Raw genomic sequence first — 25,969 nt, forward strand, 5'->3', positions numbered from 1 at the left:
TGGGGAAGATGCCTCGAACGGGTGGTCGTTCATGGTCCCGTCGGGTCCCCCGAGAGCGCTGGTGTCAGGCCGTCGCATCACCTCGGACCACCGGCACCATCCGGGACGTCTCGCCCTCGGTGAATACCCGTGACCGGATGATGAAGCGGTGCCCCGTCGGCCCCTCGATCGAGAAGCCGGCACCGCGGCCGGGAACGACGTCGATCGTGATGTGGGTGTGCGACCAGTAGGCGAACTGCGCCGCCGAGATCCACACCGGGATCGGCTCGGGCGTGCCCGCGTCCAGCTCGCCCAGGAGCACGTCGGCACCACCGATCAGCAGCGTGCCCTGGGTGTAGCACATCGGCGCCGACCCGTCGCAGCAGCCGCCGGACTGGTGGAACATCAACGGCTGGTCGTGATCGGCCCGGAGGCGGCGGAGCAGCTCCGCCGCCTCCGGGGTCACGGCCACCCGGGCCGTCGGGAGGGAGGACCCGACGGGCTCGGGTGACATCTCGGTCTCCATGGGGATCAGAAGAAGCCGAGAGCGTTGGGCGAGTAGCTGACGAGGAGGCTCTTCGTCTGCTGGTAGTGGTCGAGCATCTGGCGGTGGTTCTCGCGCCCGATCCCGGAGTTCTTGTAGCCGCCGAACGCCGCGTGCGCGGGGTACTGGTGGTAGCAGTTCGTCCAGACGCGGCCGGCCTCGATCGTCCGGCCCGCGCGGTAGGCGGTGCTGGTGTCGCGGCTCCACACGCCGGCGCCGAGACCGTAGAGCGTGTCGTTGGCGATGCCCATCGCGTCGTCGAAGTCGTCGAAGCCGGTCACCGAGACGACCGGGCCGAAGATCTCCTCCTGGAAGATGCGCATCTTGTTGTGGCCCTGGAAGATCGTCGGCGCCACGTAGTAGCCGCCCGACAGGTCGCCGCCGAGGTCGACGCGCTCGCCGCCGGTGATGATGCGGGCTCCCTCCTCCACGCCGATCTGGATATAGGACAGGATCTTCTCGAGCTGGTCGTTGCTCGCCTGCGCGCCGATCATCGTCTCGGTGTCCAGCGGGTTGCCCTGCTTGATCGCCTTGGTGCGCTCGGTCGCTGCGGGCAGGAACTGCTCGAGGATCGAGTTCTGGACGAGCGCGCGGCTGGGGCACGTGCAGACCTCGCCCTGGTTGAGGGCGAACATCGTGAATCCCTCGAGCGCCTTGTCGTAGAACGCGTCGTCCGCGCTCGCGACGTCCTCGAAGAAGATGTTCGGGCTCTTGCCGCCCAGCTCGAGGGTGACGGGGATGAGGTTCTGCGCCGCGTTCTGCATGATGAGCCGGCCCGTGGTCGTCTCGCCGGTGAACGCGATCTTGCGGATGCGGCTGCTGGCCGCCAGCGGGGCGCCGGCCTCGGCACCGAAGCCGTTGACCACGTTGAGGACGCCCGGGGGAAGCAGGTCGGCGATCAGCTCCATCAGCAGCATGATGGACGCCGGCGTCTGCTCGGCGGGCTTGAGGACGATCGCGTTGCCGGCCGCGAGCGCCGGAGCGAGCTTCCACACGGCCATCAGCAGCGGGAAGTTCCACGGGATGATCTGGCCGACGACGCCGAGCGGCTCGTGGAAGTGGTACGCGACCGTGTCCTCGTCGATCTGGCTGATCGAGCCCTCCTGGGCGCGGATGCAGCCGGCGAAGTACCGGAAGTGGTCCACCGCGAGCGGCAGGTCGGCGGCCATCGTCTCGCGGACGGGCTTGCCGTTGTCCCAGGTCTCGCCGACGGCCAGCATCTCGAGGTTCTCCTCGATGCGGTCGGCGATCTTGTTGAGGATGATCGCCCGCTCGGTCGTGGACGTCTTGCCCCATGCCGGCGCGGCCGCGTGGGCGGCGTCCAGCGCGGCCTCGATGTCCTCGGCGGTTCCTCGGGCGACCTCGCAGAACACCTGGCCGTTGACCGGGGAGACGTTCTCGAAGTACTGGCCCTTGGCAGGGGCGACGTACTCGCCGCCGATCCAGTGGTCGTAGCGCGGCTTGTAGGAGACGACGCTGCCCTCGGTGCCGGGCGCTGCGTAGACGGCCATAGTGCTGACTCCTTCGTCGGGGGACGGATGTGAGGGGGCTCACACCGCATGGCCCGACGGTAGGCAGCGCAACGTTGCGTGAACGTACGTCCGGTCAGCCGAGCTCGGCGTCGAGCCGCTCGAGGTGGTCGGCGACCTGCGCGAAACGGGGTGAGGACTCGGGCAGGACGCGGGCGATGCGCTCCCAGACCTCGAAGTCGTCACGGCCGTGCCCGGTGTCGGCGAACGGGAGCAGCGCGTCGGGGTCGTCGCAGACGAGCAGGTGCGAGCGCACCAGCTGGTGCAGGTCGTCGCGGGCCGCCACCACCGCGGGCGCCTGCGAGTCGGGCAGGATCGGCCCGCGGTAGCGCGCGACGGCCTGGCGCAGCCGACCGGCGGCGAGGTCGTCGCGGATCCGCTGGGCATCGGTGTCCACCGCCCCGGCGAACCGGTACGGCCGCGACTCCAGGCGCACGCCGCCGAGGACCTGACGCAGCCGGGACAGCTCGGCGCGGATCGTCACCTCGGGCAGCTCGTCGTCGCTGAGCGCGACCGCCAGCTCGGCGGTGGTCAGGCCGCGGTCGGCCGCGGCCACGAGCAGCGCGATCTCACTGTGACGGGCGCTGAGCCGGGTGGTGGTCGTCCCGTGGTGCAGCAGCGCCCCACGGACGCCCAGCACGTCGATCCGCGGGCGCCTCACTCCGGGGCTGGGACTCGTGCGCGACGCCGCCGCACCGCGGACGCGCTCCAGGCGCAGCTCGGCCTCGACCGCCGCCGCCGTGGCGCGGACCAGTCCCAGGCTCGTCGCGCTCGCGACCTCGGCGCCCCCCGTGAGGTCGATGACCCCGAGGACGGCCCCCGTGTCGGGGTCGTGCACCGGCGCGGCCGAGCAGCTCCAGGGCGTCACCTGACGGGCGAGGTGCTCGGGCCCCAGCAGCGACACGGCGCGATCGAGCGCCAGTGCGGTGCCCGGCGCGTTGGTGCCGGCACTGGCCTCGCTCCAGTCGGCGCCCGGCACGAAGTTCATCTCCTCGGCCATGCGGCGCAACTGCGCGGCCCCTTCGACCCACAGCAGCTGGCCCGCGGCGTCGCTCACGGCGACCAGCAGGCCGGCGTCGGCCGCACTCTCGACGAGCAGCCGCCGCACGACGGGCATCCCGGCGGCCAGCGGGTGGTCGCGACGGATCTCCTCCAGCCGGGAGGAGTCCAGCGTGATCGCCGCGAGGGCGCGCTCGGGGTCGAGCCCGCCGAGCAGGCTGCGCCGCCACGACTCGCTGACCACCGACCGGACAGGGCCGTCGACGGCTCCCGTGGACAGGAAGGAGTCGTGGGCGTCGTGCAGCGCCCGCGCCAACGCGTCGGGATCGACTCCCGGCGGTACGGCGAAGGGCGATTCGGTGGGCCCCGGCGGCATGGGGTGAATCCTAGCGGGGAGTGTGAACCAGGTCACACGGAGCGGCCGCCACCCCCGTCACGACCCGGCGACGACGCCTCGCTCCCGCAACAGGCCTACCACGGCCTCGACGCACTCCCCCACCCCCATGAGCGACGTGTCGATCGTGAGGTCTGCGTCGTGGGGGCGCTCGTACGGCGAGTCGATCCCGGTGAAGTCGCGGATGAGGCCGGCGCGCGCCTTGGCGTAGAGGCCCTTGCGATCGCGGGCCTCGGCGACGACCAGCGGCGTGGCCACGTGGACGACCAGGAACTGCGAGCGCGGCTCGACGCGCTCGCGCATCGCCCGACGCACCGAGGCGAAGGGAGCGATGGGAGCGCACACGGCCAGGCCGCCGGCCTCGGCGACCCGGGCACCGACCCACGCGATCCGGGTCAGGTTCCTGGCGCGGTCCTCCCGGCTGTACCCGAGCCCGTCGGACAGCTCACGGCGCACGTCGTCGCCGTCGAGCAGGACCGCGTGTGCCAGGCCGCGGGCGATGACCGCCTCCACCACGGCACGCCCCACGGTCGACTTGCCGGCGCCGGAGAGCCCCGTGAGCAGCAGCACGGCACCGCGGGCCTCCCGCACGCCGGGCCTGCGGAAGTCGAGCGGGTCCCGGACCCCGAGGGAGCGCAGGGCGATCGCGAGCACCTCCTGCGAGGTCGTGGTCTCGCTGACGGCGGGGGCCGGGAGGTACCAGGCCGCGGCGTTCGGCACCTGCTCGGCACAGCGGCGCAGCTCCTCCATGAGGGCCATGTCGCCGGCCCAGGCGTCGTCGCCGACGCCGACCAGGGCGAGCGGGCGGCCCGCCGCGAGGTCCACGGCGCGCAGGACGTCGGCAGCGCCGACCCGACCACCGAAGAGCGCCACGACGTGGTCGCCGAGGTTCACCGGCACGACGAGGCGGGACCCACGGGCCGGAGGGTGCTCGGCGGCCCGCACGGCCCGCAGCCGGCCCGCCAGCCACGTGGTGCCGTCGTCGTTGGGGCGGGTGTCGGTCAGCACGAGCACGGCCAGCGGCGTGTTGTCGGGATCGGTCAGCGTCAGCGACCCCTGGGCCACCGCCTCACGGGCCGCGTCGGCCGGGACCGCGAGGTTGGCCTCCAGCGGCCAGTCCGCCGGGACCCGTCCGGGCAGGCAGTAGCCGTCGACCGCGTCGAGGAACCCGCCCAGGATCAGCTCGAGCCCGTCGAGCTGGTGGCCGCGCAGCACCGCGTCGGCGCTCACCCGGGGCCCGCACTGTCCACGAAGTGGTCGCGTCCGGGGAGCCACGGGTCCATGGGCGACGATTGTGGCACAGCCGATGCCTGCTGTCGGCCGCACGAGAATGCCCAGCGGCCGCGTCCCCGCAGCACCGCTCGACCCCATGGGGAGGAACACGTCGATGACCGACACGCGTGAGTCGCGTCGCTACGGCATGAGCCAGCTCGACCATCTCGAGGCCGAGGCGATCTACATCATCCGCGAGCTCGTCGCGGAGAACGAGCGGCCCGCCCTGCTGTTCTCCGGCGGCAAGGACTCGGTCGTGATGCTCAACCTCGCGGTGCGCGCCTTCGCGCCCGGCCCGATTCCGTTCCCGGTGGTGCACATCGACACCGGGCACAACTTCGACGAGGTCCTCGAGTTCCGCGACCGCGTGGTGGAGCAGCTCGGCGTCCGGCTGATCGTCGGCTCGGTCCAGGACGCGATCGACGAGGGCTTCGTGCGCGAGGAGCCGAACGGCTCGCGCAACCGCATCCAGACGCCCGTCCTGATCCGCACCACCGAGCAGCACGGCCTCAGCGCCCTGTTCGGCGGCGCCCGGCGCGACGAGGAGAAGGCCCGCGCCAAGGAGCGCGTGTTCTCCTTCCGCGACGACTTCGGGCAGTGGGACCCCAAGAACCAGCGCCCCGAGCTGTGGTCGCTCTACAACGGCCGCATCCATCCGGGCGAGAGCATCCGCTGCTTCCCGCTGTCGAACTGGACCGAGCTGGACATCTGGCAGTACATCGCCCGCGAGGACATCGAGCTGCCCGACATCTACTACGCCCAGAAGCGCGAGGTCTTCCTGCGCGGCGGCATGTACTTCACGATCAACCAGCACTGCCAGCCGCGCGACGACGAGGAGGTGTTCGTCGAGTCGGTCCGCTACCGCACCGTCGGCGACGCCACCCTGACCGCGGCGGTCCCCTCGACCGCCACCACGCCGGACGAGGTAGTGGCCGAGGTCGCCGCCACGCGCATCACCGAGCGCGGCGCCACCCGCGGCGACGACAAGGTCAGTGAGGCTGCGATGGAGGATCGCAAGAAGGAGGGCTACTTCTGATGGACATCCTGCGATTCGCCACGGCCGGCTCGGTCGACGACGGCAAGAGCACCCTCATCGGCCGGCTGCTGTTCGACAGCAAGTCGATCTTCACCGACCAGCTCGAGGCCGTGGAGGCCACGAGCGCCCAGCGTGGCGACGAGTACACCGACCTGGCGCTGCTCACCGACGGCCTGCGCGCCGAGCGCGAGCAGGGCATCACGATCGACGTGGCCTACCGCTACTTCTCGACGCCGAAGCGCAAGTTCATCATCGCGGACACGCCCGGGCACATCCAGTACACGCGCAACATGGTGACGGGCGCCTCCACCGCCGACCTCGCGATCATCCTCGTGGACGCCCGCAAGGGCCTGCAGGAGCAGAGCCGCCGCCACGCCACGCTCGTGTCGCTGCTGCGCGTGCCGCACGTCGTGCTGGCGATCAACAAGATGGACCTCGTCGACTGGTCCGAGGACGTCTACAAGCGCATCAGCGACGAGTTCGTCGACTTCGCCGCGCGCCTGGAGTTCACCGACGTCACGACGATCCCGCTCTCGGCGCTCACGGGCGACAACGTCGTCTCGCGCTCGGCCGAGATGGACTGGTTCGAGGGGCCGTCGCTGCTGCACCACCTGGAGAACGTCTACATCGCGAGCGACCGCAACCTCGTCGACGTGCGGTTCCCCGTGCAGTACGTCATCCGTCCCCAGAACGGCCAGGGCGACTACCGCGCGTTCGCGGGCCAGGTCGTCAGCGGCGTCATGCGCCCCGGCGACGAGGTGCTGGTGCTGCCCAGCGGGCTGCCCAGCCGGATCAAGGCGATCGACACCGCGCAGGGCGAGCTGGCCGAGGCGTTCGCGCCGATGTCGGTCACCGTGCGCCTCGAGGACGAGGTCGACGTGTCGCGCGGCGACATGATCGTGCGCCCCAACAACCAGCCGGTCGTCACCCAGGATCTCGACGCGATGGTCTGCTGGATGGACAGCGACGCCATGACCGTCGGCGGCAAGTACGCGATCAAGCACACCACCCGGTCGGCCCGCGCGCTGGTCAAGGAGATCAAGTACGAGCTCGACGTGAACACCCTGCACCGCAACCAGGCGCCGGGCAGCCTCGGGCTCAACGCGATCGGTCGCGTGGTGCTGCGTACCACGCAGCCGCTGATGGTCGATCCCTACCAGCGGAACCGGCAGTCGGGGTCGTTCATCCTCATCGACGAGGCCACGAACCGCACGGTCGGCGCGGGCACCATCACCGAGCACTGACCGGCGCTCCCGCCACACGCACAAGAACGGCCGTCGCCCCGAGGGGCGGCGGCCGTTCTGCCGGGGGGCTCGTGTCCTACCAGGCGCCCTTGCGACCGAGGACCACGCCGACGGTCTTGAGCAGGATCGTCAGGTCCATCCGCAGGTTCCAGTTGTTGACGTACATCAGGTCGAGTCGGATCGACTCGTCCCACGAGAGGTTCGAGCGGCCGCTGACCTGCCACAGGCCGGTCATGCCGGGCTTGACGTGCAGCCGGCGCCACACCCACTGGCTGTACTGCGACGTCTCGCTCTCGATGGCCGGGCGGGGGCCCACCAGCGCCATGTCGCCCAGCAGCACGTTGAACAGCTGGGGCAGCTCGTCGAGCGACGTCTGGCGCAGCATCCGGCCGACCCGGGTGACCCGGGGGTCCTGGGCCATCTTGAACAGCGGGCCCGCACCCTCGTTGAGCTCGCGCAGGTCCTCGACCCGCTGGTCGGCGTCGACCACCATCGTGCGGAACTTGAAGATCGTGAACGGCACGCCGTCCTTGCCCGTGCGCTCCTGCCGGTAGATGATCGGCCCCCGCGTGTCCAGGCGGATGCCCAGCGCGATGAGCGCCATCAGCGGCGCGCCGAACATGATCGCCAGCACCGCGAACGCACGGTCGAAGAAGGCCTTGATCGCCTGGCCCACGAGGTGGCTGTTCGGCGGGTCCAGGGCCAGCGCCAGCTGGTCGCCGACCCGGGTGGGCCGCACGAACTCGACGTAGTCGTTCATGTCGGTCAGCACGAGGCACTCGATCTCGGCCCGCTGCAGGCCCCACGCGAGGTGACGCAGCGACGGGTCGCCCAGGGCCTGGTCGGCCGTGATGACCACCCGCGCCCCGTGGACGGTGCGCAGCAGCTTCGGGACGTCGCGGACCACGGAGTTCACCGTGGCGCTGCCCAGCGGCTGCGTGGAGTCCCACGTGCAGCGCCCGACGACGACGAGGTCGTGACGGTCCTCCCAGCGGGCCGCGAGCCGGTTGACCGCGTCGGCGGGACCCACCAGCAGCGTGGGCACCCGGCGCAGCGCCGTGCGGTGCACGAGCGCGGAGGCCACGATCAGCGAGGCGGTCACGCTCAGGACGACCACGGCGGCGCGCAGCTCGGCCGAGACGACGTCGGACAGGACGAGGGTGGCCAGCGCACCGAGCGCGAGGACCGCGATCAGTCGCTTGGCCGGACGCAGCGAACCCGCCCGCTCGTAGGCCGGCAGCGCGGCGAGGCTGAAGCCGAGCCACAGGACGACGCCGGCGGACAGGGCCGTGAGGGCCCCGGGCGCCATGCCGACGACGAGGCCGGCGACGATCGTTCCCGCGAGCACGACGAGGTGCCCGACGAGTCCCTGGCGGACGAGTGCTTCCAGTGACGAACGCCCCGTGGGCATCGCCGTGAGTTCCCGGTGGACCGAAGGTGATCCGGTGCCGGGGTCGCTGGTGATGGGCTCCACCAGGCGCAGCGGAAGGACGGTTTCATCGCGCCCGTCGATCGCTGAAGTCATGCCAACTCCCCAATGCGCACCTGCGGTGACGTGCTGCGGACCCCTCCGCCTCACCGCGGCACACGTGCCGTCGTGTCTGCGTACTCAGCCAAGAGCGTCGTTGAGTGGTGCCGATACAAGCCCGTAGGCCAGCCCCCCGGCCCGGTTCCCCCGCACCCGATGTCTCCCTCCGCCGGATTCCCCCTCCGACGGCCACCGAATGACGTGATGCCCCTGTCTTTCCCCTCGAAAGTAGGCCATGCCGGGACGTGTGTCAGGGCATTCTGCAAATTCCCGCATGTAGCGCACGTCACATTTCCCCAGACTGCGGTTTGTCGCGATCCGTGCAGGCGAACGCATCGATTCGCGCACAAGCCTCAGGGGTAACTTGAAGTTTCCAGCATCAGAGGCGATTTCTTGGGCTCATGGGGCGTCGTCGAACGACCACGTGGTTCCCTCACGCACCACACGTCCCGGTGACCCCGCCACCACCACGTTCGGAGGCACTTTCTGACCCCGCACGACGGCCCTCAGACCGACGCAGACGTGGTCGCCGATCTCGACGTGGCCCGAGACGACCGACTCACGGCACAGCCACACGTGGTGACCGATGCGGATCGTGGCGCCGAAGGGGTTGATCCGCTCCCCCGTGACCGCGTCCTCGAGCCGGTGCATGTCGTCGGTGGCGATGTAGACCCCGGCCGCCCACAGCTGGTCGCCCGCGGCCACGACACGGCCGCCGTTGCGCGCGTCGACGACGGGCGACCGGGTGGCCACGAGGGGCCCGTGCAGGACGATCGAGGAGCCCGGACCGCAGTACAGCTCCCCCGCCGTGAGCACGACGCGCTCGTCGAGGAAGACGGTCGCCTCGTTCCCGCCGACGAGCAGCGACGTCAGGTGGTCCATCGGCGCACCGACCACGATCAGCGCGTCCTGGAAGTAGAAGGTGGTCAGCGCCGCGACGACGTGGTCGGGCAGCCGCGCCCCGGGCGCCGCGTACAGCGCGTTGCCGAGGTCGTTCCACCAGGAGGGCAGCGGCCCGTCCATCCGCCGCCAGTCGAGCGCGTCGAGACGGGCAGGGTCCACGCCGGCGGCCACGAGCCGGTCCCGGTGATCGGGCGTCATCGCGTCGTCGGTCCGGGACAGGTCGAGCCAGGAGGTCACGCCGGACATCCTCGCACCCCCGGACGCACGGAACCCCGGCACCTGTGAGGTGCCGGGGTCCCGTGGAACAGCTGGGATCAGAAGCCCATGCCGCCCATGCCACCCATGTCGCCCATGTCGGGCGCGCCGGCCGCGCCCGCGGGCTCCGGCTTGTCGGCCACGACGGCCTCGGTGGTCAGGAACAGCGCGGCGATCGACGCGGCGTTCTGCAGCGCCGAGCGCGTGACCTTGGCCGGATCGATGATGCCGGTCGCGATCATGTCGACGTACTCGCCGGTGGCCGCGTTGAGGCCCTGGCCCTGCTCGAGGTTGGCGACCTTCTCCGCCACGACGCCGCCCTCGAGGCCGGCGTTGATGGCGATCTGCTTCAGCGGGGCCGAGGTGGCGACGCGGACGATGTTCGCGCCGGTGGCCTCGTCACCCTCGAGCTCGAGCTTCTCGAACGCGGCCTTGCTGGCCTGGACGAGCGCGACACCGCCGCCGGGGACGATGCCCTCCTCGACGGCCGCCTTGGCGTTGCGGACGGCGTCCTCGATGCGGTGCTTGCGCTCCTTGAGCTCGACCTCGGTGGCCGCGCCGACCTTGATGACGGCCACGCCGCCGGCCAGCTTGGCGAGGCGCTCCTGGAGCTTCTCGCGGTCGTAGTCCGAGTCGCTGTTCTCGATCTCGGCCTTGATCTGCGCCACACGGCCCTGGATCTGGGCCTCGTCGCCGCCACCCTCGACGATGGTGGTCTCGTCCTTGGTCGTGACGACCTTGCGCGCGGTGCCGAGCAGCGTCAGGTCGGCGTTCTCGAGCTTGAGGCCGACCTCCTCGCTGATGACCTCGCCACCGGTGAGGATCGCGATGTCGGTCAGCATCGCCTTGCGACGGTCACCGAAGCCGGGCGCCTTGATGGCGACGGACTTGAAGGTGCCCTTCAGCTTGTTGACGATGAGGGTGGCCAGCGCCTCGCCCTCGACGTCCTCGGCGATGATGGCCAGCGGCTTGCCGGTCTGCATGACCTTCTCCAGCACCGGGACCATGTCCTTGACGGTGGTGATCTTGCTGTTGACGATCAGGATGTACGGATCCTCGAGCACGGTCTCCATGCGCTCGGGGTCGGTGACCATGTAGCCCGACAGGTGACCCTTGTCGAAGCGCATGCCCTCGGTCAGCTCGAGGTCGAGGCCGAACGTGTTCGACTCCTCGACGGTGATGACGCCTTCCTTGCCGACCTTGTCCATCGCCTCGGCGATGATCTCGCCGACCGTGGTGTCAGCGGCGGAGATGGAGGCGGTGGAGGCGATCTGCTCCTTGGTCTCGACGTCCTTCGCCATGGCGAGCAGCTGCTCGCTGATGGCCTCGACGGCGATCTCGATGCCCTTCTTCAGGCCCATCGGGTTGGCGCCGGCGGCGACGTTGCGCAGACCCTCGCGCACGAGCGCCTGGGCCAGGACGGTGGCGGTGGTGGTGCCGTCACCCGCGACGTCGTCGGTCTTCTTGGCGACCTCCTTGACGAGCTCGGCACCGATCTTCTCGTAGGGATCCTCGAGCTCGATCTCCTTGGCGATGGAGACGCCGTCGTTCGTGATCGTGGGGGCTCCCCACTTCTTCTCCAGGACGACGTTCCGGCCCTTGGGGCCGAGGGTGACCTTGACGGCGTCGGCGAGCTGGTTCATGCCCCGCTCGAGCCCGCGCCGGGCTTCTTCGTTGAATGCGATGGACTTGGCCATGGGTGCGTGTCTCCGACATAAGTAGAAGTGGAACTAGCACTCTCACTATACGAGTGCTAATCCCCACCGATCAAGCGACCCCGCACCCGAGGTCGCCCGAAGCGCTAGTGCAGGGGCTGCACGTTCTCGGCCTCACGTCCCTTGGGGCCGTCGACGACCTCCAGCTCGACGTTCTGGCCGTCCTCGAGGGTCTTGAACCCGTTGATCGCGATCTTGGACCAGTGGACGAAGACGTCGTCCTGGCCCTCGACGGCGATGAAGCCGTAACCCTTGTCGGAGTTGAACCACTTGACGGTGCCATGCACCATGAGACCACCTTGTTCTGCGCGGAAAGGCCCGCGGCCGGACCAGAGCCAGCGTATCGGCAGCAGCCCCGATCCTCCTACGCGGGATTGCCGTGGAGGGACTCAGCAGCCGCCAGCGACGGCCGGGATGACCGAGATCTGGGTGCCGTCGGGGGTCCGGGTGTCGAGGCCGTCGGCGAAGCGGACATCCTCCTCCGCCACGTAGACGTTGACGAAGCGGCGCAGCTTGCCGTCCTCGTCGACGATGCGCGCCCGGATGCCGGGGTAGGTCGTCTCGAGCGACTCCAGCACGTCGCTGAGGCGGTCGCCCTCGGCGCTGACCTGGGACTCGTCGTTCGTGTAGCTGCGCAGGATCGTGGGGATGCGGACGGACACGGCCATGGGGGTCTCCTCGGGTGGTTCGGTCGGACGGCTCAGGCGATGCCGGCCGCGGTGAAGGCGTCGTAGGTGGGGGCGATGGTGGCGCGGGCGCCGACGGATCCGGCGACGGCGTCGAGCGTCTTGAGGCCGTGACCGGTGTTGATCACCACGGTCTCCAGCTCGGGGTCGAGCTGACCGGTCTCGACGAGCTTCTTCAGCACGGCGACGGTCGTGCCGCCCGCGGTCTCGGTGAAGATGCCCTCGGTGCGCGCCAGCAGCACGATGCCGTCGCGGATCTGGTCGTCGTCGACCTCCTCGACGCCGCCGCCGGTGGAGCGGGCGATGTCGAGCACGTAGATGCCGTCGGCCGGGTTGCCGATCGCGAGCGACTTGGCGATCGTGTCGGGCCGCACGGGCCGGATCGCGTCGACGCCGTCCTTGTACGCCGTGGCGACGGGGTTGCAGCCCGTGGCCTGCGCGCCGAACACCCGGTAGGGCTTGTCCTCGACCAGGCCGAGCGCGATGAGCTCGCCGAACGCCTTGTGCACCTTGGTCAGCTGCGAGCCGGAGGCGACGGGGATGACGATCTGGTCGGGCAGGCGCCAGCCGAGCTGCTCGGCGATCTCGTACCCGAGCGTCTTGGAGCCCTCGGCGTAGAAGGGGCGCACGTTCACGTTGACGAACGCCCAGCCGTCCTCCTCGCCGGCGATCTCGCTGGCCAGCTTGTTGACGTCGTCGTAGTTGCCGTCGACCGCGACGAGGTTCTCGGTGAAGATCGCCGAGTTCACCTGCTTGGGCGTCTCGAGGTTGCTCGGGATGAACACGACCGTGCGGATGCCGGCCCGCGCGCCGGCCGCGGCGACCGCGTTGGCGAGGTTGCCGGTGGAGGGGCACGCGAACACCTTGCTGCCGAACTCGCGGGCCGCGCTCAGCGCGCACGCGACGACGCGGTCCTTGAAGGAGTTGGTGGGGTTGGTGCTGTCGTCCTTCACCCACAGCTTCGCCAGGCCGAGCTCGGCGGCGAGGTTGCGGGCGTCGAGCAGGCGGGTGAAGCCGGGCTCGAGGTTCGGGCTGCTCTCGATGTCGTCGGGGACCGGCAGCAGGGCCTTGTAGCGCCAGATGTTGGCCGGGCCCGCCTCGATCTGCTCGCGCGTCACCGTGCCGAAGTCGTAGGCGATCTCCAGCGGACCGAAGCACTCGTAACAGGCGTAGTGGGGACCGAGCTCGCGCGTGGCGCCGCACTCGCGGCACTTCAGGGCGGTGGCGGGGCCGAAGGCACCCTCGCGGAGGGTGGTGGTCTCGGGGGTCGTGACGCTCACGAAGACTCCATTCATCTCTCCGGGTCGACGTTCGACCGCGGACGGAATTAGCACCTGGCCGGTGATCGGCTGGTTGCTGGGGCTTCGTCGGGCCGTGTCCCTCTGCCCCTCGGGATGAGTGGCTTCAGACTAAATGGCCGTCTCACGATACGTCCACTCCGTCCGGATGACGAGACGGCAAACGGAGGGTCAGGCGGGCGCGAACCGGTCGGCGAGATCGCCGAGCCACGCGGCCACGGCGTCGGGGCCGTCGAGCACCACGTCGGCCAGCGCGAGCAGCGCGTCCTGCTCGTCGGAGGCCGAGCACACGAGCGTGACGTCCATCCCCTGCTCGCGCAGGGCGATGCCCTCCTCGAAGGCCGGCAGGTCGCCGAGGTCGTCGCCGGCGTAGATCACGGCACCGGGCTCGACGCGGCCGACCACGCGACGCAGGGTCTGACCCTTGTCGGTGCCGGCGGAGCGCAGCTCGATCACCTGGCGGCCCGGCTCGAGGTGCAGTCCGACCTCGGCCGCCAGCGCCTCGATCTGGGGACGCAGCTCGTCCAGCAGGCCCGGCGCGACGCCGCGCGTGTGCAGCGCGATCGCGAGCCCCTTGTCCTCGATCCGGATCCGGGACGCGTCGTGCTCCTCGAGCCACTGCGGCAGCCGCGCGGCGAGGTCGGAGACCGCCTGGGGGCGGTGCGGCTGGCGCACCTCGCCGCTCGCGGCGTCCCAGCGCTCGGCCCCGTACTGACCGCACACGACCATGCGGTCGAGCCCCGGCCCGTCCTCGAAGCGGCCGAGCCGCCGCACTTGGTCCACGGGGCGTCCGGTGATGATCGTCAACTCACGGAGCACCGGACCCAGCCGGCGCAGGGCGGCCAGCGAGCCCGGATGGATCCAGGCCGAGGCGGGATCCTGGACGATGGGTGCGAGCGTGCCGTCGAAGTCGAGCGCGAGCAGCGTGCGCCCCGGGTCGGTCATGGGAAAAGTATGGCGCGGGGGCACGGGGACTCAGCGGGGGCTGGCCAGCACGACCGTGAGGTTGGTTCCGGACATGCCCGCGGTGGCGGGCATGAGACGGGAGATCGCCAGGTCGGCGCCGAGCAGCGCCGCCTCGCCCTGGCGGCCCGCCGGGAAGTAGATCGTGTCCTGCGGCACGTTGCCGCGCCAGTCGGCGATCGCCCCGATCGTCCACCCGGCCGCCTGCGCCTGGCCGGCCACACGCCCCGCGAGACCGCCGATGCCGATCTGGTTGTAGACCGAGACGCCGATCGAGCGCGTCGCCGTGGGCTCGGTGGTGGGCTCCGTCGTCGGCTCCGTCTTAGGCGTCGCCGACTTCTTCGGCTTCGGCTTGGCCGACTTCTTCGCCGTGGCCTTCGCGGTGGGCGTGGGGCCGGTCGTGGTGCGCTCGGCGGACCGCGCGGGCGCCTCGTCGTCGCGGACGGCCTCGATGATGGCCCACCCGCCGGCGACGCCCAGGACGAGCCACACCGCGGGCAGCACGATCACGGTCCAGGCCGCGCCGCGCCGTTCGGGGTCACGCCGGTCGTCACGCGGTTCGAGGGGAGGCTGGTCCACTTCAGCGATCGGAGCCGGTGCGTCGCGCCTGGCGCTGACGCTGGCGCTGCGAGCGGAGGCGGCGCAGGCGCTTGACCAGCAGTGGGTCGTGCGCGAGGGCGTCCTCGGAGTCGATCAGCGCGTTGAGGATCTGGTAGTACCGCGTCGAGGTCATGTCGAACTTGTCGCGGATCGCCTGCTCCTTGGCCCCGGCGTACTTCCACCACAGGCGTTCGAGCTCGAGCATCTCGCGGTCGCGGTCGGACAATGCGCCCGCGCTGACCACCTGGTCGTGACTCTCCACCGCTGCCATGCCCCTGATCGTACCGGCGGAATCACACGGTTGTCATTCCCCCGCGAGAATCGGGCGGACCCGGACGCCCGCTCCGGGGCGGGGGCACCCGTTCTCCCCTATGGTGGCCCCATGGCGCCGGAGCAAGCTGACTTCCTCGTGATCGCCAACCGGCTGCCGGTGGACCGCCTGATCGACGCCGAAGGCGAGATCTCTTGGCGCACGTCGCCCGGCGGACTGGTCACCGCGCTCGAGCCCGTCATGAAGCTGCGCGGCGGCGCGTGGATCGGCTGGCACGGCGCCGCCGAGGAGGACCTCGACGAGTTCGAGCACGACGGACTGCGCCTCGTGCCCGTGCCGCTGTCGGAGGCGGAGGTCGAGGAGTACTACGAGGGCTTCTCCAACGGCACCCTCTGGCCGCTCTACCACGACGTCGTCGTCACCCCGGAGTACCACCGCGAGTGGTGGGACTCCTACGTCACGGTGAACCGCCGCTTCGCCGAGAAGGCCGCCACGCTGGCCGCGCCGGGCGCCGTGGTGTGGGTGCAGGACTACCAGCTCCAGCTGGTGCCGCAGATGCTGCGCGAGCTGCGTCCCGACCTGCTCATCGGGTTCTTCCTCCACATCCCCTTCCCACCCACCGAGCTGTTCCAGCAGCTGCCGTGGCGGCGCCAGATCCTCGAGGGCCTGCTCGGCGCCGACCTCGTCGGCTTCCAGATGCCCGGTGGCGCGCAGAACTTCGCCCGTCTCGTCCGCCAGCGCGTCGGCCACCGCACGGTGCGCGACACGGTGTTCCTGCCCGACGGGCGCAAGGTGCTCGCCCGGGCCTACCCGATCTCGATCGACGCCCGCGGCTTCGAGCAGCTCTCGCGCACCCCCGAGGTCACCGCCCGCGCCCAGGAGATCCGCGACAGCCTGGGCAACCCGCGCCACGTGCTCATCGGCATCGACCGCCTCGACTACACCAAGGGACTGCCGCAACGGCTCCGCGCCTTCGGCGAGCTCGTCAGCGACGGCGTCATCGACGTGGACGACGCCGTGTTCGTCCAGGTGGCCACCCCGTCGCGCGAGCGCGTGCACCAGTACCGGGTCCTGCGCGACGACATCAACCGCCTCGTCGGGCGCATCAACGGCGACATGGGGCGCATCGGCCAGCAGCCGGTGCAGTACCTGCACGCGTCGTTCCCGCGTGAGGAGATGGCCGCGATGTACCGGGCGGCCGACGTCATGGTGGTCACTCCGCTTCGCGACGGCATGAACCTCGTGGCGAAGGAGTACATCGCCACGCGCTGGGACGACCGCGGTGCGCTCGTGCTCAGCGAGTTCGCCGGAGCCGCGGGCGAGCTCAAGCAGGCCTTCCAGGTCAACCCCCACGACATCAACGGGATGAAGGACGCGCTGCTCGGCGCGATGCAGGCCAACCCGGTCGACCTGCGCAAGCGGATGCGCGCCCTGCGCAAGCAAGTCATGGAGAACGACATCGAGCGCTGGGCCAACACCTTCCTGGCCGAGCTCGCGGCCGTGCGCGACATCGGGCCGTCCGACGGTGACGGCTGAGCTTCCCGCCCGGGTCCGCCGCGGGTACGCGCTCGGCAGCGTCGCGACCGGGACGTTCGGCACCGTCCCCGGGCTCCTGCTGCTGCCCTACCTGACCGACGAGATCGGCATCGGCGCGGCACTGGCCGGAGTCCTGGTCTTCGCGCCGAAGGCGTGGGACGTGGTCCTCAACCCGATCGCGGGACGCATCAGCGACCGCTCGACCCATCCCTCGGGTCGCCGCCGGCCCTTCCTCGTCCGGGCGGGCCTCACGCTCGCGGTCCTGTTCGCCGTGATGTTCGCCGGCCCCTCCGAGCCGAGCGCGCTCGCCTCCGCGTGGGTGGCCGTGGCGTTCCTGGGCTGCGCGAGCGCGTACGCGTTCTTCCAGGTCCCCTACGTCGCGATGCCGGCCGAGCTGACGCTGGACTACGCCGAGCGCACCCGCCTCATGACGTGGCGCGTGGTGGTGCTGGCACTGGCGATCCTGCTGTCGGGCGCCACCGCGCCGATCGTGGCCGACCAGCTCGGCCACGCCGCGATGGGCGTCTACGTGGGGGTGCTCATCGCACTCGGCGTGCTCGGGTCGTGGTGGGGCACCCGTGGCGCGCCCGAGCATCCCACCCAGACCGCCGCCGGCACCCTGGCCGACCAGCTGCGGCTCGTGGCCGCCAACCCCGACTTCCGGGCGGTCCTGCTGACCTTCGTCGTGCAGGCGGCGGCCATCGGCACGGTGCTCGCGGGTGTCGCCTACGTCGCCGACGACCTGCTCGACAGCGCCGCCGCCAACACGTTCCTCTTCGTGGCCTTCGTGGGTCCGGCGCTGCTCGTCACGCCGCTGTGGGAGCGCTACGCCGCCACGCGGGGCAAGCGGTCGGGGTACGGCCTGGCCACCGGATTCCTCGTGGTCGGCATGGCCGCCCTGCTGACGGCCCACGCCGGGTGGACGGGCCTGACCTACGTCGCGGCCGCCCTCGTGGGCATCGGCTACGCCGGCGCCCAGGTGTTCCCCATGGCGATGCTGCCCGACGTCGCCGCCGACGACGCGCAGCGCAGCGGCTCGAACCGCATCGGCGTCTTCACGGGTGTGTGGACCGCCGGCGAGACGCTGGGCCTGGCACTCGGGCCCGGGATCTTCGCGCTCGTGCTCACCGCCGGCGGCTACGTGTCCTCCACCGGCGACGTCACGGTGGCCCAGCCCGACAGCGCGCGCCTCGCGATCGCCCTCGGGTTCTCGGTGCTGCCCGCCGCCCTGGCCGCCCTCAGCCTCGTGCTGCTGCGCGGCTACCGCCTCGACGACCGCCTCAGGAGCCTCGATGTCACCTGACCAGATCCTCGCCGAGCTCGCCGCCCGACGGCAGGGCGACCTGCCCACGCACGGCGGCAGGACCCTGGCCTACGTCTACGACTCCGGGCTCGAGGAGGCCGACGAGGTCGCCCGGCAGGCCATCGCGATGTACGCCGCCACGAACGGTCTCGACCCGACGGCGTTCCCGAGCCTGCTCTCGATGGAGTCCGACCTCGTCGCCTTCGCCCGGTCGGCCCTGCACGGCGGTGACGAGGTGGTCGGCACCGTCACGTCGGGCGGCACCGAGTCGATCCTGCTGGCCGTGCAGACCGCCCGCGACGCGGCCGGGGTCGAGCGCCCGGCCCTGGTGGTGCCCACCACGATCCACGCCGCGTTCGCGAAGGCGGCGCACTACTTCGGCGTCGAGCTCGTGACCGTGCCCGTGGGCCCGGGCCATCGCGCCGACGTCGCCGCGATGGCCGGGACGATCGACCGGCTCGGCGACCGCGTCGTGCTGGTGGCGGCCTCCACCCCGTCGTACGCCCACGGCGTGATCGACCCCGTCGAGGACCTCGCCGCAGTCACCCGCGAGCGCGGCCTGCGGTTCCACGTGGACGCGTGCATCGGCGGCTGGATCCTGCCGTGGACGCCGGGCGCTCCCGCGTGGGACTTCGCCGTGCCCGGTGTCACCAGCATCTCGGTGGACCTGCACAAGTACGCCTACACGCCGAAGGGGGTGTCGCTGCTGCTGCACGCCGACGCCGCCCTGCGCCGCCCCCAGTTCTTCGCGCACGCCGACTGGCCGGGCTACACGATGCTGAACTCGACGACCCAGTCCACGAAGTCGGGCGGGCCCCTCGCGGCCGCGTGGGCCGTGGTGCAGCTGATTGGCGACGACGGCTACCGCGACCTCGTCCGGCGCACGCTCGACGGCACGCGGCGGCTAGCCGAGGGCATCGAGGCGATCGACCACCTGCACCTCGTGGAGCGTCCCGACACCTCGCTCGTCGTGGTGGGCACCGACGACGCCGTCGACGTGTTCACGATCAGCGACCTGATGCTCGACCGTGGCTGGTTCGTCCAGCCGCAGATGCGCTTCGGCGACGAGCCCGCGAACCTGCACCTGACGATCTCGGCGGCCACCGCCGCATCCGTGTCCGAGTTCCTGGAGGCGCTGCGCGAGTCCGTCGCAGCCGCGGCCGCCTCCGGCCCGATCCGGATCGACCCGCTGCTGGCCGAGGCCGCGGCCGGCCTGGACCCGGACACGCTCGACGACGAGGCGTTCGACGGCCTGCTCGCCCTGGCGGGTCTCGCCGGTGAGGGCGGTCAGGTGGCGGTCCCCGAGCGCCTCGGCCCCGTCAACGCACTGGTCGACGTCGCTCCCCCGCGCGTCCGCGAGGCGCTGATGATCGCCTTCCTCGACCGGCTGACCCGCTGATGACCGATTCCTGGAGGACGCCCGTCACGCTGAGCGGCACGCTGGTGCGCCTTGAGCCGCTCGGTCCCGAGCACGCCGCCGGCCTCGCCGGGGCCGGCGACGACCCCGCCGTCTTCGAGCACCTGCGCGGGTGGGACGTCATGACGCCCGAGGTGGCCGCCGCGCGGATCGAGCGCACCCTGGCCAACCCGTCGCTGGTCCCGTGGGCGCAGGTCGACCTGCGCAGCGGCGAGGTGGCCGGGATGACGTGCTTCTACGACGTCGACGACGAGCTGCGCACGGTGGCGATCGGCCACACCTGGATCGGTCGCCGCTTCTGGCGCAACGGCCTGAACACCGAGGCGAAGCTGCTGCTGCTCACCCGCGCCTTCGACGACCTCGGCTGCGTCCGCGTCGTGTGGCACACCGACATCCGCAACGAGCGCTCGCAGGCGGCGATCACCCGCCTCGGGGCCCAGCGCGAGGGCGTGCTGCGCAAGCACAAGCCGCGCGACGACGGGTCGTGGCGCGACACCGTGACGTTCTCGATGCTCGACGACGAGTGGCCGCAGGCCCGCGACCGGCTGACCGCCGCGCTGCGGCGCTGACTCAGGAGACGATGCGGGCGTTGCGCAGGATGCGCTGGGTGGCGACCGAGACCACGAACGCCACGACCATCGCGCCGATCGTGACGGCGAAGGCCGGCGTGGGCCCCGACGGACCGAACGCACCGTCGGCGGCACGTCCCGCGAGCGACGCGCCGGTGGCGTAGCCCAGTCCGGTGGCGCCGGCCATGAAGGTCATGGCCGTGCCGATCCGCGCGGGTGGCACGATGAGGCCGGCCAGCGCGAACGCGCTGATCAGGTAGGGCGCCACCGCGAAGCCCAGCACGGCGATCACGGCGACGACCTGCGGGATCGTCTGCACGAGCAGCAGCGGCAGGGAGAGCGCGACCATCGCGCCGGACGCCCACAGCATGCGGGTGGCGTAGAGGACGCTGACCGGGACGGCCGCGAGCGACAGCGCCGCGATCATGCTGCCGACGCCGAGGACCGCGTGGATAAGGCCGGCCACGTCAGGATGACCCTGCTGGGTGGCCAGGACCGTGGAGCCGGCCTGGATGCTGCCGAAGAACGTGCCCATGAGGTAGACGGCGAACGCCAGCACGATGAACGCGGCGGTCCACAGCTTCACACCGTGCGTGGGCGCGTGCTCGCTCCCGCGGGGCACGAGCGCCGCGGTGCGGTGCACGGCGAACCACGAGCCGAAGACGAGGAGCAGCACGGCGGCGGCCAGCAGCGCTCCGTCGGCCCCGACCAGCACGCCGAGGATGCCGACGAGCGCCGGGCCGAGCACGAAGGACGCCTCGTCCCCCGCGCCCTCGTAGGAGAAGGCCAGGTCGACGAAGCGGTTCACCTCGGACTGGCGGATGCGACCCTCGTCGACCCGCTTGGCCAGCACCGGACGCCACCGTACGCGGGCCAGCGGCCCGACCTGCGGCATCACGAGGCCGGTGACTGCCGCGACCGCGATGAGGGCGCCCGAGGAGACGCCCCGGTCGGAGCAGACGACGATCGCGACGAGACCGATCGACCCGAGGATCGACTGCGTGAGCACCACGGGGCGCTGGCCGACGCGGTCGGCGGCGGCACCGAAGAACGGCGAGCCGATCGCGCTGGCGACAGCGAGCGCGCCCGCGGTGGCACCGGCGATGCCGTACTTGCCGGTGGACTGGGCCACGAGCAGCAGTACGCCCATCTGGCTCATCGCGAGCGGGATGCGCCCCAGGAACGCCACCGCGACGAAGGAGAATCCAGCTGCGCCCCAGAGGCGGCGGTAGTCGGCGATGGCAGAAGACACAACCCGCCCATGCTACCGGTCGGCCCCACCGGAGCCCTCCTACACTCGTGCCGTGGTGGAAGCGACGATCGGGCGGGCACGCGTGGCCACGTCCACCCTCCTGTTCTCCAACGGCTTCCTGCTCGGGGCCTGGATCGTGCACATCCCCGTGGTCATGGACCGGACCGGGATCTCAGCCGCCACCCTCGGCACGCTGCTGCTGTGGATGGGCGCCTGCGCGTGGCTGGGCATGCAGGCCGCCGGCTTCTTCGTCGACCGCACCGGCAGCGCGCGCGCCGTCACGGTCGCCCTGGTGCTCATGTGCCTGTCCCTGCCGCTGCCGGGGCTCGCGACCGACGTGTGGACGCTGGCCGCCGCGCTGGGCCTCCTCGGTGCCACCAACGGTGTCGTCGACGTGGCCCAGAACGCCCAGGCGGTCACCGTCGAGCGGGCGTACGGCCGGCCCGTGATGTCCTCGTTCCACGCCTGGTTCTCGGCAGGCGGCTTCATCGCCTCGGCCCTCGGCGGCACGATGCTGGCGCTGGGGTGGCCCGTGCCCCTGGACTTCCTGGTGTTCGCGGTGCTCGGACTCGTGCTCGTCGCCCTCGTGCGGCCGCACCTGCTCGACCACGACGTGCAGGACCGCGAGGAGGGTCTCGCGCGGCCGCCGTGGACCGCCCGGATCGTGCTCCTCGGCGCGCTCGCGTTCGCGCTGATGCTCGCCGAGGGCGTGGCCTACGACTGGAGCACCGTCCACCTGCGCGACGAGCTCGGCACGACCGAGGCCGTGGCCGCGGTGGCCTACGGCGCCTTCAGCGCGACGATGTTCGTGACCCGGCTCCTGGTGGACCGCATCGTCGTCGTCACGGGGCCGGGCCCGTTCGTGCGCTGGGCGTCGATCCTCGGGGCGGTCGGCCTCGGCATCGCGATCGTGGCGCCCACGCCGGCGGTCGCCATCCTCGGCTGGGCCGTGGTGGGCATCGGCCTCGCCGGGTGCGTGCCCCAGTTCTTCAGCGCGGCGGGCAACGTGGATCCTCGCCACGGCGCGGCGATCATCGCCCGGGTCACCGGCATGGGCTACGTGGCCCTGCTCAGCGGACCCTCGATCATCGGGCTGCTGACCCACTGGGTCCCGCTCACCACGGCCTTCCTGGTTCCCCTCGCGCTGTGCCTGGTCGCCAGTGCGCTCGCCCCCACCGCCCTCAGGAAGCCCGAGTGAGCCTCGAGCACCTGATGGCCCCGGACTGGGCCGAGGCGATGGAGCCCGTCGCGCCCCAGATCGCGGAGATGGGCGACTTCCTGCGCGCCGAGATCGCCGCCGGCCGCTCCTACCTGCCCGAGCCGGACGCGATCTTCCGCGCCTTCCGCACCCCCCTGGCGCAGGTGCGGGTGCTCGTCACGGGTCAGGACCCCTACCCCACTCCGGGCCATCCGATGGGCCTGTCGTTCTCGGTCCGTCCGGACGTGCGACCGCTGCCGCGGAGCCTGGTCAACATCTACCGCGAGCTCGAGGCCGACCTCGGCATCGCGCCCGCACCGCACGGCGACCTGTCGGCGTGGGCCGACCGGGGCGTCATGCTGCTCAACCGCTGCCTCACCGTGCGACCCGGCGAGGCGGCCAGCCACCGCGGCCGCGGGTGGGAGGCGGTCACCGACCGCGCGATCGCCGCCCTCGTCGAGCGCGGTGGCCCGCTCGTCGCGATCCTGTGGGGCCGCGACGCCCAGTCGCTGGCGCCGCGCCTCGCCGACGTGCCCCGGATCGAGTCCGCCCATCCCAGTCCGCTGTCGGCGTCGCGGGGGTTCTTCGGCTCGCGCCCCTTCAGCCGGGCCGACGCGGCCCTGGTCGCCCAGGGCGCGGAGCCGGTGGATTGGGAACTGCACGGATAGGGTTGTGGAGTGACAGAGACACGCATCCGCGACCGCGCCGTGATGATCGACCAGGGCTTCGTCGTGCTCCAGCGCTGGGGCCTGCGCATCATCGTCGTCGCGGCCGCGCTGTACGTGCTCGGCTGGGGCGTCGGCCGCACCTGGATGATCTGGTTCCCGGTGTCGCTGGCGATCCTGTTCGCCACCGTGCTCGGCCCGCCGACCAAGCGCCTGCGTGACCAGGGTGTCCCCGCGGCCGCCGCGGCCGGCGTGGTGATGCTCGCGTTCCTCGCGGCGCTCGGCTTCCTGTTCTCGATCCTCATCCCCCAGCTGGTGGAGGAGGCGCCCGAGATCGCCGATCGTGCGGCCAAGGGCGTCGGCGAGGTCCAGGACTGGCTCGTCAACGGGCCGCTGCCCATCGAGGCGGGACAGATCTCGAACGCCCTCAACTCGGTCGAGGACTGGCTGCGCAACAGCGCCGGCGACATCAGCAGCGGCGTGCTGTCCACGATCGGCGTGGCCACCAACGTGGTCCTCAACACGGTGCTCGTGCTGATCCTGACCTTCCTGTTCATCAAGGACGGCCACCGCTTCCTGCCGTGGGTCGAGCGCCTCGGCGGCCACCGCGTCGGCGGCCACCTGCGCGAGATGCTCTACCGGGCCTGGAACACCCTCGGCGGCTTCATCCGCACGCAGGCGCTCGTGTCGTTCATCGACGCCGTGCTGATCGGCGCCGCGCTGGCGATCGTGGGCCAGCCGCTGTGGGTGCCGCTCGCCGTCATCACCTTCATCGGCGGGTTCATCCCGATCGTCGGTGCGTTCGCCAGTGGCGCGATCGCGGTACTCGTGACCCTGGTGACCAACTCCCCCCGGGACGCCCTCATCATCCTGGCCGTGATCGTCGCCGTGCAGCAGCTCGAGGGCAACGTGCTCTCGCCGATGCTGCAGGGCAAGAGCATGAACCTGCACCCGGCCGTCGTGCTGATGGCCGTCACCGCCGGTGGCTCGATCTTCGGGATCACGGGCGCGTTCCTCGCGGTGCCCGTCACGGCCACGATCGCCGAGATCCTGCGCTACGCCAACGAGCGGATCGACGCGTCGCTGACCGCCGGGGGTGATCCCGTGGCGGCGCTCACGGCACCCACCGTCGCGGACGTCGACGCCGACGCGTCGGCGGCACAGGGCCGCGACACCTGACCGGGGCCGGCCCCCCGACCGCTCTCAGTCGAAGACGACCGTCTTCATGCCGTTCAGCAGCACCCGGTGCTCGGCGTGGGCGCGCACCGCGCTCACCAGCGCGCGGGCCTCGAGGTCCTGGCCCATGGCCGCCAGCTCGGCCGCCGACGAGCGGTGGTCGACGCGGCGGAAGTCCTGCTCGATGATCGGCCCCTCGTCGAGGTCGGCCGTCACGTAGTGCGCCGTGGCGCCGATGACCTTGACGCCGTGACGGTGGGCCTGCTCGTAGGGGCGAGCGCCCTTGAAGCTGGGCAGCAGCGAGTGGTGGATGTTGATGGCGCGGCCGTGCACGTCGCGGCACATCTGGTCGGTGAGGATCTGCATGTAGCGCGCGAGGATGAGCGCCTCGGCGCCGCGGCTCTCCATCAGGTCGATCACGAACTGCTCGGTGTCGCGCTTGGTCTCGGGGGTCACCCGGATCTGGTGGAACTCGATGCCGTGCCACTCCACGATGTCGCGCCAGTCGGGGTGGTTCGACACGACCGCGACGATCTCGACGGGCAGCTGACCCTGGCGCACGTGGAAGAGCAGGCTGTTCAGGACGTGGCCCTGCTTGGACACCATCACCACGACGCGCAGGGGCGCGGTGGCGTCGTGCAGGTCCCAGTCCATGTCGAACGGCTCGAGCACCGGCGCGAGCGCCGCGCGCATGTCCTCGAGCTCGACCTCGCGGTCGGCGGCGAAGCGCACGCGCATGAAGAAGTGCAGCGTGTCGGGGTCGGCGTACTGCTGGCTCTCGGTGATCGTCCAGCCGTCCTGCGCCAGCGTGGACGCGATCGCCGCCACGATGCCGACCCGGTCGGGGCAGGCGAAGGTCAGGATGAAGTCGCTGTGCGGCCGGGGGCTCTCCATGGACGCATCGTCTCAGGTACGCGTCGTGAGCAGGACGCCCAGGTGGAGTAGCTCAGGACTCCTCGAGCCGGTCGCGCAGCAGGATCGCGTGGTTGTGCTCCTCGTCCTTGGCGGCGAACAGCAGGGTGACCACCTCGTGCTCGTCGACGAGCTCGAGCAGCCGGTCGAGCGCCGGGTTCGTGTCGAGCTCCGCGGCGTACCGGTCGCGGAAGGCCACGAAGTCGAAGTCCCCACCGTGGAAGGCGCGGCGCAGTTCGGTGCTGGGAGCGACCTCCTTGAGCCACACGTCGACCGCGGCGCGCTCCTTCGTCATGCCGCGCGGCCAGAGCCGGTCCACCAGCACCCGCAGTCCGTCGTCGGGCGACGGGTCGTCGTGGACGCGGCGGACCCGGATCATCGGCTCCCGTCGACCACGGTGGTCAGCAGCACCGCGGCGTCGTCGATCGCGAGGAGGTCGTGGCGGCGGTCCGGGATCACCAGCAGCTCGCCCGGCCCGCCCTCCCAGGCGTCGTCCCCGGCCGCGAGGCGCACGCGCCCCGAGAGCACGAAGAGCGTCGCCTCCGCGGGCGCGTCGTGCTCGTCGAGGCGGTGGTCGGCCGCCAGGGCGATGAGCGTCTGCCGCAGCCGGTGGTGGCGCCCGGGGTGCAGGGCCACCGCGCTGCGCCCGCTCGGCGCCGATGTGGCCATCTCGATGTGGTCGTGAGCGAGGGTCGCCAGGTCGGTGGATTCCATGCCCCGACCGT

The 25,969-nt window shown here is 71.3% G+C and carries 26 protein-coding genes and 1 riboswitch; of the genes, 9 read left to right on the forward strand and 17 right to left on the reverse strand.

What is annotated here, in order from left to right; genetic code table 11:
- Nucleotides 1–64 precede the first annotated feature (64 nt).
- From H1W00_RS01225 to cysC, 4 genes are all read right to left on the reverse strand, one after another.
- Nucleotides 65–505: a DUF779 domain-containing protein gene (locus H1W00_RS01225; RefSeq protein ID WP_181752911.1), complete on the reverse strand. Its 441-nt coding sequence runs from the start codon at nucleotides 503–505 to the stop codon at nucleotides 65–67.
- 5 nt (nucleotides 506–510) lie between these two features.
- Nucleotides 511–2,034: an acetaldehyde dehydrogenase ExaC gene (gene exaC / locus H1W00_RS01230; RefSeq protein ID WP_181752912.1), complete on the reverse strand. Its 1,524-nt coding sequence runs from the start codon at nucleotides 2,032–2,034 to the stop codon at nucleotides 511–513.
- A 94-nt stretch (nucleotides 2,035–2,128) separates the two neighbouring features.
- Nucleotides 2,129–3,427 carry a GAF domain-containing protein gene (locus H1W00_RS01235; protein ID WP_181752914.1) on the reverse strand — a complete coding sequence of 433 codons (1,299 nt, stop codon included), beginning with the start codon at nucleotides 3,425–3,427 and terminating at the stop codon, nucleotides 2,129–2,131.
- Between the two features lie 57 nt (nucleotides 3,428–3,484).
- Nucleotides 3,485–4,675 carry an adenylyl-sulfate kinase gene (gene cysC, locus H1W00_RS16905; protein ID WP_206679948.1) on the reverse strand — a complete coding sequence of 397 codons (1,191 nt, stop codon included), beginning with the start codon at nucleotides 4,673–4,675 and terminating at the stop codon, nucleotides 3,485–3,487.
- Nucleotides 4,676–4,832: 157 nt separating this feature from the next.
- Between cysC and cysD the strand changes: the two genes are divergently transcribed.
- On the forward strand, nucleotides 4,833–5,753 hold the full coding sequence (gene cysD / locus H1W00_RS01245; protein ID WP_181752916.1) for a sulfate adenylyltransferase subunit CysD: 921 nt from the start codon (nucleotides 4,833–4,835) through the stop codon (nucleotides 5,751–5,753).
- Nucleotides 5,753–6,997 (forward strand): sulfate adenylyltransferase subunit CysN, encoded by a 1,245-nt coding sequence (cysN, locus tag H1W00_RS01250; RefSeq protein ID WP_181752918.1) that lies wholly within the window; start codon nucleotides 5,753–5,755, stop codon nucleotides 6,995–6,997. The genes cysD and cysN overlap by 1 nt, the downstream gene beginning before the upstream one ends.
- A 76-nt stretch (nucleotides 6,998–7,073) precedes the next feature.
- On the opposite strand, the gene H1W00_RS01255 is transcribed toward cysN, so the two are convergent.
- From H1W00_RS01255 to H1W00_RS01295, 9 genes are all read right to left on the reverse strand, one after another.
- Nucleotides 7,074–8,522: a sugar transferase gene (locus H1W00_RS01255; RefSeq protein WP_181752920.1), complete on the reverse strand. Its 1,449-nt coding sequence runs from the start codon at nucleotides 8,520–8,522 to the stop codon at nucleotides 7,074–7,076.
- A 402-nt stretch (nucleotides 8,523–8,924) separates the two neighbouring features.
- Nucleotides 8,925–9,674, reverse strand: coding sequence for an acyltransferase (locus tag H1W00_RS01260; RefSeq protein WP_181752922.1), 750 nt, complete (start codon nucleotides 9,672–9,674; stop codon nucleotides 8,925–8,927).
- Nucleotides 9,675–9,742: 68 nt separating this feature from the next.
- The gene (gene groL / locus H1W00_RS01265; protein WP_181752924.1) at nucleotides 9,743–11,380 is read right to left on the reverse strand and encodes a chaperonin GroEL; all 1,638 of its coding nucleotides are present in this window, start codon (nucleotides 11,378–11,380) and stop codon (nucleotides 9,743–9,745) included.
- 104 nt (nucleotides 11,381–11,484) lie between these two features.
- Complete coding sequence (locus tag H1W00_RS01270; RefSeq protein ID WP_181752926.1) at nucleotides 11,485–11,688, reverse strand: cold-shock protein; 204 nt, start codon at nucleotides 11,686–11,688, stop codon at nucleotides 11,485–11,487.
- Between the two features lie 99 nt (nucleotides 11,689–11,787).
- Nucleotides 11,788–12,066, reverse strand: coding sequence for a ubiquitin-like small modifier protein 1 (locus H1W00_RS01275; RefSeq protein WP_181752928.1), 279 nt, complete (start codon nucleotides 12,064–12,066; stop codon nucleotides 11,788–11,790).
- Between the two features lie 32 nt (nucleotides 12,067–12,098).
- Nucleotides 12,099–13,379, reverse strand: a complete 1,281-nt coding sequence (gene thrC / locus H1W00_RS01280; RefSeq protein WP_181752930.1) for a threonine synthase — start codon at nucleotides 13,377–13,379, stop codon at nucleotides 12,099–12,101.
- Nucleotides 13,373–13,485: riboswitch (SAM riboswitch) on the reverse strand. It overlaps the preceding gene by 7 nt.
- Nucleotides 13,486–13,553: 68 nt before the next feature.
- Complete coding sequence (otsB, locus tag H1W00_RS01285; RefSeq protein WP_181752932.1) at nucleotides 13,554–14,327, reverse strand: trehalose-phosphatase; 774 nt, start codon at nucleotides 14,325–14,327, stop codon at nucleotides 13,554–13,556.
- Nucleotides 14,328–14,357: 30 nt separating this feature from the next.
- On the reverse strand, nucleotides 14,358–14,924 hold the full coding sequence (locus tag H1W00_RS01290; protein WP_181752934.1) for a LytR C-terminal domain-containing protein: 567 nt from the start codon (nucleotides 14,922–14,924) through the stop codon (nucleotides 14,358–14,360).
- A 1-nt stretch (nucleotide 14,925) separates the two neighbouring features.
- Nucleotides 14,926–15,216, reverse strand: a complete 291-nt coding sequence (locus tag H1W00_RS01295; RefSeq protein WP_078699991.1) for a DUF3263 domain-containing protein — start codon at nucleotides 15,214–15,216, stop codon at nucleotides 14,926–14,928.
- A gap of 111 nt (nucleotides 15,217–15,327) precedes the next feature.
- Between H1W00_RS01295 and H1W00_RS01300 the strand changes: the two genes are divergently transcribed.
- Genes H1W00_RS01300 through H1W00_RS01315 form a run of 4 tightly spaced genes read left to right on the forward strand, consistent with a single transcriptional unit; the run spans nucleotide 15,328 to nucleotide 20,041 of the window.
- A complete protein-coding gene (locus H1W00_RS01300; protein ID WP_181752936.1) occupies nucleotides 15,328–16,752 on the forward strand; it encodes an alpha,alpha-trehalose-phosphate synthase (UDP-forming) in 1,425 nt (474 codons plus the stop codon).
- Nucleotides 16,742–18,055: an MFS transporter gene (locus tag H1W00_RS01305; protein ID WP_181752938.1), complete on the forward strand. Its 1,314-nt coding sequence runs from the start codon at nucleotides 16,742–16,744 to the stop codon at nucleotides 18,053–18,055. The genes H1W00_RS01300 and H1W00_RS01305 overlap by 11 nt, the downstream gene beginning before the upstream one ends.
- A complete protein-coding gene (locus H1W00_RS01310) occupies nucleotides 18,045–19,454 on the forward strand; it encodes a pyridoxal phosphate-dependent decarboxylase family protein (RefSeq protein WP_181752940.1) in 1,410 nt (469 codons plus the stop codon). Before H1W00_RS01305 ends, H1W00_RS01310 begins: the two co-directional genes overlap by 11 nt.
- Nucleotides 19,454–20,041 carry a GNAT family N-acetyltransferase gene (locus H1W00_RS01315; protein ID WP_181752942.1) on the forward strand — a complete coding sequence of 196 codons (588 nt, stop codon included), beginning with the start codon at nucleotides 19,454–19,456 and terminating at the stop codon, nucleotides 20,039–20,041. Before H1W00_RS01310 ends, H1W00_RS01315 begins: the two co-directional genes overlap by 1 nt.
- A 1-nt stretch (nucleotide 20,042) precedes the next feature.
- Here the strand turns inward: H1W00_RS01315 and H1W00_RS01320 are convergent, their stop codons facing one another.
- A complete protein-coding gene (locus H1W00_RS01320; protein ID WP_181752944.1) occupies nucleotides 20,043–21,293 on the reverse strand; it encodes an MFS transporter in 1,251 nt (416 codons plus the stop codon).
- Between the two features lie 52 nt (nucleotides 21,294–21,345).
- Between H1W00_RS01320 and H1W00_RS01325 the strand changes: the two genes are divergently transcribed.
- From H1W00_RS01325 to H1W00_RS01335, 3 genes are read left to right on the forward strand one after another with little or no spacing between them, the layout of a single operon-like run.
- Complete coding sequence (locus H1W00_RS01325) at nucleotides 21,346–22,491, forward strand: MFS transporter (protein WP_286931111.1); 1,146 nt, start codon at nucleotides 21,346–21,348, stop codon at nucleotides 22,489–22,491.
- A complete protein-coding gene (locus H1W00_RS01330) occupies nucleotides 22,488–23,159 on the forward strand; it encodes a uracil-DNA glycosylase (RefSeq protein WP_286931110.1) in 672 nt (223 codons plus the stop codon). Before H1W00_RS01325 ends, H1W00_RS01330 begins: the two co-directional genes overlap by 4 nt.
- Nucleotides 23,160–23,168: 9 nt before the next feature.
- Complete coding sequence (locus H1W00_RS01335) at nucleotides 23,169–24,335, forward strand: AI-2E family transporter (RefSeq protein ID WP_338072791.1); 1,167 nt, start codon at nucleotides 23,169–23,171, stop codon at nucleotides 24,333–24,335.
- Nucleotides 24,336–24,359: 24 nt separating this feature from the next.
- Here H1W00_RS01335 and purU read toward each other — a convergent pair whose 3' ends face one another.
- Genes purU through H1W00_RS01350 form a run of 3 tightly spaced genes read right to left on the reverse strand, consistent with a single transcriptional unit; the run spans nucleotide 24,360 to nucleotide 25,958 of the window.
- Entirely contained in the window at nucleotides 24,360–25,226 is an 867-nt protein-coding gene (gene purU, locus H1W00_RS01340; protein WP_181752948.1) for a formyltetrahydrofolate deformylase, read from the reverse strand.
- Nucleotides 25,227–25,278: 52 nt separating this feature from the next.
- The gene (locus H1W00_RS01345; protein WP_181752950.1) at nucleotides 25,279–25,623 is read right to left on the reverse strand and encodes a DUF488 domain-containing protein; all 345 of its coding nucleotides are present in this window, start codon (nucleotides 25,621–25,623) and stop codon (nucleotides 25,279–25,281) included.
- A complete protein-coding gene (locus H1W00_RS01350; protein WP_181752952.1) occupies nucleotides 25,620–25,958 on the reverse strand; it encodes a cupin domain-containing protein in 339 nt (112 codons plus the stop codon). Before H1W00_RS01350 ends, H1W00_RS01345 begins: the two co-directional genes overlap by 4 nt.
- Nucleotides 25,959–25,969: the final 11 nt, after the last annotated feature.

Source organism: Aeromicrobium phoceense (assembly GCF_013868155.1).
GTDB lineage: Bacteria > Actinomycetota > Actinomycetes > Propionibacteriales > Nocardioidaceae > Aeromicrobium > Aeromicrobium phoceense.

Excerpts from the sequence above, each read along its gene's own strand:
- H1W00_RS01310 (WP_181752940.1), top strand. The coding sequence starts at position 18,045 with ATGTCACCTGACCAGATCCTCGCCGAGCTCGCCGCCCGACGGCAGGGC.
- groL (WP_181752924.1), bottom strand. The coding sequence starts at position 11,380 with ATGGCCAAGTCCATCGCATTCAACGAAGAAGCCCGGCGCGGGCTCGAG.
- H1W00_RS01275 (WP_181752928.1), bottom strand. The coding sequence starts at position 12,066 with ATGGCCGTGTCCGTCCGCATCCCCACGATCCTGCGCAGCTACACGAAC.
- purU (WP_181752948.1), bottom strand. The coding sequence starts at position 25,226 with ATGGAGAGCCCCCGGCCGCACAGCGACTTCATCCTGACCTTCGCCTGC.
- cysD (WP_181752916.1), top strand. The coding sequence starts at position 4,833 with ATGACCGACACGCGTGAGTCGCGTCGCTACGGCATGAGCCAGCTCGAC.
- H1W00_RS01295 (WP_078699991.1), bottom strand. The coding sequence starts at position 15,216 with ATGGCAGCGGTGGAGAGTCACGACCAGGTGGTCAGCGCGGGCGCATTG.
- cysN (WP_181752918.1), top strand. The coding sequence starts at position 5,753 with ATGGACATCCTGCGATTCGCCACGGCCGGCTCGGTCGACGACGGCAAG.
- exaC (WP_181752912.1), bottom strand. The coding sequence starts at position 2,034 with ATGGCCGTCTACGCAGCGCCCGGCACCGAGGGCAGCGTCGTCTCCTAC.
- H1W00_RS01270 (WP_181752926.1), bottom strand. The coding sequence starts at position 11,688 with ATGGTGCATGGCACCGTCAAGTGGTTCAACTCCGACAAGGGTTACGGC.
- H1W00_RS01315 (WP_181752942.1), top strand. The coding sequence starts at position 19,454 with ATGACCGATTCCTGGAGGACGCCCGTCACGCTGAGCGGCACGCTGGTG.
- H1W00_RS01350 (WP_181752952.1), bottom strand. The coding sequence starts at position 25,958 with ATGGAATCCACCGACCTGGCGACCCTCGCTCACGACCACATCGAGATG.
- thrC (WP_181752930.1), bottom strand. The coding sequence starts at position 13,379 with ATGAATGGAGTCTTCGTGAGCGTCACGACCCCCGAGACCACCACCCTC.
- H1W00_RS01300 (WP_181752936.1), top strand. The coding sequence starts at position 15,328 with ATGGCGCCGGAGCAAGCTGACTTCCTCGTGATCGCCAACCGGCTGCCG.
- H1W00_RS01260 (WP_181752922.1), bottom strand. The coding sequence starts at position 9,674 with ATGTCCGGCGTGACCTCCTGGCTCGACCTGTCCCGGACCGACGACGCG.
- H1W00_RS01235 (WP_181752914.1), bottom strand. The coding sequence starts at position 3,427 with ATGCCGCCGGGGCCCACCGAATCGCCCTTCGCCGTACCGCCGGGAGTC.
- otsB (WP_181752932.1), bottom strand. The coding sequence starts at position 14,327 with ATGACCGACCCGGGGCGCACGCTGCTCGCGCTCGACTTCGACGGCACG.
- H1W00_RS01225 (WP_181752911.1), bottom strand. The coding sequence starts at position 505 with ATGGAGACCGAGATGTCACCCGAGCCCGTCGGGTCCTCCCTCCCGACG.
- H1W00_RS01255 (WP_181752920.1), bottom strand. The coding sequence starts at position 8,522 with ATGACTTCAGCGATCGACGGGCGCGATGAAACCGTCCTTCCGCTGCGC.
- H1W00_RS01345 (WP_181752950.1), bottom strand. The coding sequence starts at position 25,623 with ATGATCCGGGTCCGCCGCGTCCACGACGACCCGTCGCCCGACGACGGA.